Source organism: Thermodesulfobacteriota bacterium, from assembly GCA_036397855.1.
Classification (GTDB): domain Bacteria; phylum Desulfobacterota_D; class UBA1144; order Nemesobacterales; family CSP1-2; genus DASWID01.
Window position 1 is genome coordinate 1 of sequence record DASWID010000168.1, and the last position, 6,859, is coordinate 6,859.

The 6,859-nt window shown below is 39.0% G+C and carries 7 protein-coding genes; 5 read left to right on the forward strand and 2 right to left on the reverse strand.

The features are described from left to right. The coding region (locus VGA95_13030; GenBank protein ID HEX9667463.1) for an FtsX-like permease family protein at positions 1 to 717 on the forward strand (717 nt) is incomplete at its 5' end. Between the two features lie 235 nt (positions 718 to 952). Here the strand turns inward: VGA95_13030 and VGA95_13035 are convergent. Next, positions 953 to 1,756, reverse strand: a complete 804-nt coding sequence (locus VGA95_13035; GenBank protein HEX9667464.1) for a sulfotransferase domain-containing protein — start codon at positions 1,754 to 1,756, stop codon at positions 953 to 955. Between the two features lie 348 nt (positions 1,757 to 2,104). Here VGA95_13035 and VGA95_13040 point away from each other — a divergent pair, with 348 nt between their 5' ends. Further along, positions 2,105 to 2,974: a sulfotransferase gene (locus tag VGA95_13040; GenBank protein ID HEX9667465.1), complete on the forward strand. Its 870-nt coding sequence runs from the start codon at positions 2,105 to 2,107 to the stop codon at positions 2,972 to 2,974. 39 nt (positions 2,975 to 3,013) lie between these two features. Here the strand turns inward: VGA95_13040 and VGA95_13045 are convergent, their stop codons facing one another. Then, entirely contained in the window at positions 3,014 to 4,354 is a 1,341-nt protein-coding gene (locus VGA95_13045) for an oligosaccharide flippase family protein (protein HEX9667466.1), read from the reverse strand. 226 nt (positions 4,355 to 4,580) lie between these two features. Between VGA95_13045 and VGA95_13050 the strand changes: the two genes are divergently transcribed. From VGA95_13050 to fmt, 3 genes are all read left to right on the forward strand, one after another. Next, positions 4,581 to 4,823, forward strand: a complete 243-nt coding sequence (locus VGA95_13050; GenBank protein HEX9667467.1) for a hypothetical protein — start codon at positions 4,581 to 4,583, stop codon at positions 4,821 to 4,823. A 188-nt stretch (positions 4,824 to 5,011) separates the two neighbouring features. Then, complete coding sequence (locus tag VGA95_13055; GenBank protein ID HEX9667468.1) at positions 5,012 to 6,130, forward strand: AAA family ATPase; 1,119 nt, start codon at positions 5,012 to 5,014, stop codon at positions 6,128 to 6,130. Next, positions 6,123 to 6,859 (forward strand): methionyl-tRNA formyltransferase (fmt, locus tag VGA95_13060; GenBank protein ID HEX9667469.1); only part of this gene is annotated, 737 nt, incomplete at its 3' end. The genes VGA95_13055 and fmt, both read left to right, overlap by 8 nt.

Genomic DNA, 6,859 nt, shown 5'->3' on the forward strand with positions numbered 1-6,859 from the left:
TATCAGAATCCTATTGGTAAATCCGTGAGAATTAGAAATAACTCATTTAAGGTTATTGGAGTGATGAGTCCCATTGGACAGACCCCCAGTGGCAAAGACCAGGATGACGTAATATTAGTGCCCTATACCACACTTCAAAAAAGGATCATGGGCATTTCCCATGTAGATAATATCTCCGTTTCAGTTAAAAATTCAGGTGACGTGCCCGTAGCCCAAACCAGAATAATCGAGCTATTAAGGGAGAGACACAAAATCAGACCGAACATGGTAGACGATTTCTATGTTAAAACACAACTCTCAATTATAGAGAGAATTTTCACGATCTCAAAGATCATGACTATACTCCTGGGAAGTATTGCCTCTATATCACTTATTGTCGGAGGTATTGGAATAATGAACATTATGCTCGTCTCCGTTGGAGAGAGGACTCGAGAAATTGGTATCAGGATGGCTGTTGGAGCTAAAGAAAGTGATATACTAATTCAGTTTCTGGTGGAAGCTGTATTTATTTCAATAGCGGGTGGAACAATTGGAATCATCGTGGGAATAGCGGGTTCTAAGATTTCTTCCTCATTCACGGGCTGGCCCGGGGAGATTTCATTGGGCTCAATTCTGATCGCGTTTGGGTTCGCAGCAATAGTAGGAATATTCTTTGGAATTTATCCAGCTAGGAAAGCTTCTAAATTGGACCCCATAGAAGCCCTTAGGTATGAGTAACACAGTTTTCTATCTCCCGAATTGAATGAAACTCCCCGCAGGAAGCTGCGAGGAACCCTGAGCCCAGTCGAAGGGGACGAAGCAATCTAGAAATGAGATTGCTTCACTCCGTTCGCAATGACAGGCGAGGGAAAACCCTTTAGCAAGCTACAGGAAATTCAGCAGGTGAATCCATAAACCATGACAAATGGACAGAGAAATTAGGTCGATAGCAATGAACCGCGGTATTAGAGATTTAATTATAGTTCAAAAATGGGCATCCTAACTTTAGGATCAATTCATCAATATAAACTATGTCAGCCTTGGAAAGGTATGATTTATAACCCCCTATAATCCCCCTACGAACCTTATAACTCTCATTGTCTTGGGTATCCGCTGGCCTAATTTTATCCGATTGGAAATAATCTTCCTTTTCCAAATTTTTTAAATTACTAAAATTGGCGAACTCTACTGATGTTCTTATAATAGCCTCCTCAATGTAATCAAGCCCGAGAAAACTCAATACCGAAGCTATGATTTTCTCTGCACTCTTATGCATATCTTCATATCTTACCAACAAAAAATCTTTCGGTTTAGACATGTTGTGATACCAAATTTTGTAAAATGTTATAATTTTCATCGCGCCGTACTTATCGTGACGAATAAAATCAGATATGTTTCCACTGAAAGACCCCACCCTTTTAGTGGCCTGGAAATAATGGGATACTAAAACGTCTCTGATATCGCGTACAAGAAAAATAACGTTTTTCCCAGCATATTCTGATTTATCAGTTGGTAACTCGTAGTAGTTGTAACCCTCAATAATGGCGGAATAATCATGAATAAATTGCGTGCGGAGGATCCCGGACTTAGATGTGATCTTATAGGTGTCAATCATTATGTCCTCTGAAAATCCAAACTTCTCGCAGAGACTTTTCCCGATCAATATCCTTAGCCATGTTCTTCCGGAATTAGGAAAGGATATAATATATGCATCCGTGTTACGATTCCTATACTCTTCTTTTAGTCGAACCACAACATTTTTAACAATCTTTATCATATAATCTATATTGAGATAGAAATCTTAAATTTTTATTAAGAAATCTATGGTATGGTGTAAAAAATGAATAAATTTTGCAACCTTAAAATAGACATAATAAGATAAAAATGCAATTCAACCATGCGAATCGCGTCTTATCGTGTTATTATTCACCATCAAATCGACCTTAAAAATAAAATCAATCTTTAGGAATTTTTCAATCTTGAAGCTCCCAAGTTACTCTATGTTTCCATTGCCCTTTAACCAATTTAGAATTATGACATTCTAACCGTAATTAAAATTTTTACACATAATGTTGCTTGAAATAAGAAAACCCAATAGAATTAAATACCTCTTTCAAATTTGGCAATGACCATACGACCTCCAATTATAATCGTTGGAATGAGCCGCTCTGGTACCGGGGTACTCACAAAAATGCTCGAAGGACTAGGTCTTTTTGTAGGATCAAGGAAAGAACGAAACCATGAAGCATTATTTTTTGAAAAACTGAACAAGTGGCTCTTATATCAGTGCAGTGGGGGGTTGGAAAACCCAGAGTCCATTAAATACCTTCTCGAAGACGAAGAATCCAGAAGGCTATTTGCAAATTTCTTACGTTTCATCATGAAAACGCCACTAGCAATTTCATTTCTAGGATTAAGAAAATATTTGCGCTATTACACACCCGCAAATCTTGATATTCCATGGGGATGGAAAGACCCTCGTAACACCTATACCTTGCCCATCTGGCTAGATATATTTCCTTATGCAAAAGTAATTCATATATACAGACATGGTGTTGACGTAGTACATAGCCTGCGGGTAAGAAGAGAAAAGGGGCTTTCAAGATTAAAAGACCGGCATGCTAGATTTAAGTCACTTTATTGGTTTTACCTGACACTCAAATTCGTACAAGGACAGCGAACTTTTGTCGACCTGAGGTGTTCTTCGATGGAAGAGGCATTAAATATGTGGGAAGACTATATTCAGGAGGCTCGATCCAATGTAAGTAGACTTAAAGAAGGGGCTATGGAGATCAAATACGAAGATCTGCTTACAGAACCTGTCAGTGTATTAAGAAACGTTGCAAACTTTTGTGAATTAGACACCTCCACTAGGGAAATTGAATTCGTAACTCAAGACTTAAAAAGGAATCGTGCTTATGCATACCTTGATGACCCAAAGTTAAGGGCATTTGCAGCCAGTGTAGCCGATAGGTTAAAAATTTACGGTTATTAGTAAACAACCTTTTAGAAAGCCCCGCTTCGGCTCTATCTACTATGGCACGGGGAGCTCGCTTTTCGAAATCCTCTTTTCTTCACTTTTTATTGAGTCTCTTAGAAATATAAATGACACAGAAGACTTAATAATTGCGTAACCTAAGAATGCGAAACCTGCTCCGAGATACGAAAACCTGGGTACTAGGATCAACAGCAAACCTACATAAGTTGTCGTAGTTATGACGTCTAATACAGTCCTAAGACCCGGCTTTCCAATAGCCAGCAGGGCAGAATTAATCCAGAAGGTTAGTTGTGATATTAAAGTGGCAATGGTAATAACCCTGAGTGTATTTGTTGCTGCAAGGTAATCTTTACCAAAAAAGATATTGATCAGTTGTTCAGCTAAGATAAGAATGATAATAGATAAAGGAATGGTAAATTTAAGAAGGGTTTTTAATGAGTATCTAATAAGATTTATAAAATCAGTTAATCCCTCCGATTTAGAGATCCTTACGAGTTCAGGATAGATAGCTTGATGCAGCGGATCTGAAAACCTAGTCATCAATTTAACGGCCGACCTAGCAATCTTATAATAAGCGGCAGCGTCTTTGCCCGAAAAATAACCAAGAGCCAGAATTCCCAGAAAATTTTCATTCCCCATTTTAAGAGTTCCAGTAAAGCTAGTGTTAGTCAAAAACCAGGCAATTTCCCGCCATTGATCTCTGATTAGCGCCAGTTTTGCCCTCCACCACCCACTGAGTTTAAACTCGTTTAAAGTTTGTGAAACAGTCCAGATCCTGATTGCGAAACCAATAAAGCTAGCTGCTACATATATAAACAAAACGCCCTTTATTCCCAGACCAGTGAAAAGAACCAAGGACACAAAGGCAACTCTTAAGAAAGTCTGGAAAGATGATATAAATGCTATTTTTTTAAATTTATTAAATACCCTGAGTATAGAATCTGAAGTGGAATTTGCTGTATCTATAAGCAGACTGATTGAATAAATTAAAATAAGTGTGTAGGCCTGAGGAGAATGTATTAAATATTTGTTAGCAATATTTGCCGTTAGAACAGCAATTGCAAATGCCAGTATTCCGGTAGATATGTCCAGCATATAAGAAAGCTTGACCATTGAACGAGTTCTTTCATAATCCCTCTTTTCCCAAAATGTCCCGATATATTTTGTAGCGGTTTCCCATACCCTAACATCGAAGAAATTGTTTAGAAACTCGACATATGCGACTATTAGCGCTAATAGCCCAAAATCAGTAACACCTAGTATTCTCGCTAAAACAATCGGTTCTATAGCAGCAAAGACTGCTGATACAGTATTCCCGCCAAAGACCCAGGATGCATTGAGAAATAGGTTCTTTTTTATATTTTTGTTATCAGTCATCTTTTCTATAAAACATTAACAAATAATCAGCTACATAAATCCATGGCTCAATACCTGTCCAAACCAAATCAGGTATCTAACATCCTAAAATAAATAATTTAATTCTTTTAAATCATACAACTTGACATTCTCCAGTAAATACCTTTTATTTAGGAATATTGTATAATACACGATATATTCTTTGCTCGAAGTGGCACATACGAGATAAAGATATTTTGAAAAATCGATGTCCGATTCAGCATCACAGCTACTGAAAACACTCTGCACAGGTTTAGGGGAAGGCAATACAAATACGGAAAAGCTCACAAATATGATATTAGAATCAGATCCTCAAAGGGATTATAATAGTACAAAAATTGAGATTGTCCAATGCCTTAAGGAGCTAAAAGATAGCGGTCAAATACAGATCATAACCCATGGCTGGGAGCTCGGACAAGAGTTCTTCTACATTTGTGCAAAAAGATTGTAGAACTATGAGCTTTATGCATTCTTCATCGCGAAAAATCTCATAATATCCCACACCGTCCTCTCTTCTGTATTAGATTCTCTAAAACCTTTAAAAGCTTCTTTCGTTTATATTTTCAATTCCACTAAAAACCCTCTTGAAATACATATACATAATTTATACAATTATAAACTCACGGAGGTCCTCAATAGATGAGAAGAGGAGAAAGAGTTTTTTATGTAAAAGACTTCATTCAAACGGTTCCCCTCCACTCCCCTAAAAAGATATTTGAAGAACTGGAAAACCTGGGATTCCGGGGACAAAATAGGGCAAGAAAGGCAGTCTCTCTTGCGGCATACCGTCATGTGAAAAGGCTTAAGCTACTCCATAATAAACGAATACCAAGATCAGAAATACCCCCAAGACCAAACACGATTCTCATGGGTCCAACCGGATGCGGAAAAACCTACTTAATTGAATTGCTCTTCGGAGAAATATTTAAGCTTCCATTTGTAATCATAGATATGACAAAATTTACTGAATCTGGTTATGTTGGAGATGATGTCGTAAACATACTTGTTCAGCTAGTCTATGCCGCTAATGAAAGCATTGATATAGGAGAGTGCGGAATTGTAGTACTGGACGAATTCGATAAGATCGCAGGGACATATAGCAGCGCCAGATTTGCTGGTCAGGGAACTACAAAAGATGTTTCCGGTTACGGAGTTCAGAGAGAGCTTCTTAAAATCCTAGAGGGTACAGATATTCAGATTCCACTCGATTTCGGTTTCTCAAGCAGGGGCCCAAGGGCTCTTATTTCAACCAGAGACATTTCATTTTTTGCAGTAGGTGCTTTCTCCGGAATAAGGAGCTTATTTGAAAAGGGGGGGCTCGGATTCCTGCAGAAGGTAGAGGAAAACTTTGAAGGGGAAGAAACCATAGCGTATAAGCTCAGTGAAGAGGAAGCGGATGACGTTTCGAGGTTTCATCTATTTGGATTCCTTCCCGAGCTAATCGCAAGGTTTAATAGGATCGTACCCTTTTCTCCACTCGATAATGACACGCTAAGGGAGATCCTCTTTCTAAAGGTTGAAAAATACATCAAAGAATTTGAGGAAGAGGGGTTTAAGTTACATGTGGAACCGATGGTTGCTGAATTTATCATCAGAGAGGCCAGGAGAAGGCAGACAGGCGCGAGGGGGCTCGATGTTCTCATGTCCAAGTACCTAGAAGAAGTCGCCTTCGAAATATTTGGAAAGGGGGATGAAGGAGAAGTCATACTAAGAGTTGCATCCGATAAGGTTTCTCACATAATCAAGAGACGTGCCTAGGACAAAATCTGCTGAATCCAGGTATAAAATCATATTTATGGGAACCCCTGGATTCGCAGTACCCACCCTCATAGCGCTAATCGAATCTGAGCACGACGTAGTCTCAGTGGTGACAAAGCCCGACACGCCAAAGGGGAGGGGTAGAAGAGTCATCCCGCCACCGATAAAAACTCTTGCAATTGACCACAATATTCCGGTTCTGCAACCAGAGAAAATTAAGACCGAAGAATTCCATAATGAACTGAAAGTGTATAATCCCGATATAATATGTGTAGCTGCCTACGGTAAGATTCTTCCAAAAAATATATTAGGCCTCCCCCCTAACGGTTGTATTAACGTTCACGGTTCACTCCTTCCAAAATACAGGGGAGCAGCACCTGTAAATTGGGCTATTATAAGGGGAGAAGAAATCACGGGTATTACAACAATGATGATGGATGAAGGAATGGATACAGGAGACATACTCCTCCAAAGAGAAGTAAAAATTGAAGTTGAGGATGACGCAGAATCTCTTTCTGAAAAGCTCTCTATAGTTGGGGCCGAACTCTTAATTGAGACAATAAGGCTACAAACGCAGGGAATGCTACCTCGCATTCCGCAAGATCACTCAAAAGCAACTTATGCACCTATGCTCAAAAAAGAGGATGGGATGATAGACTGGAGAAAATCCTCTGAAGATATCAATAACCTCATCCGCGGCACACTACCCTGGCCAGGTGCATACACAAC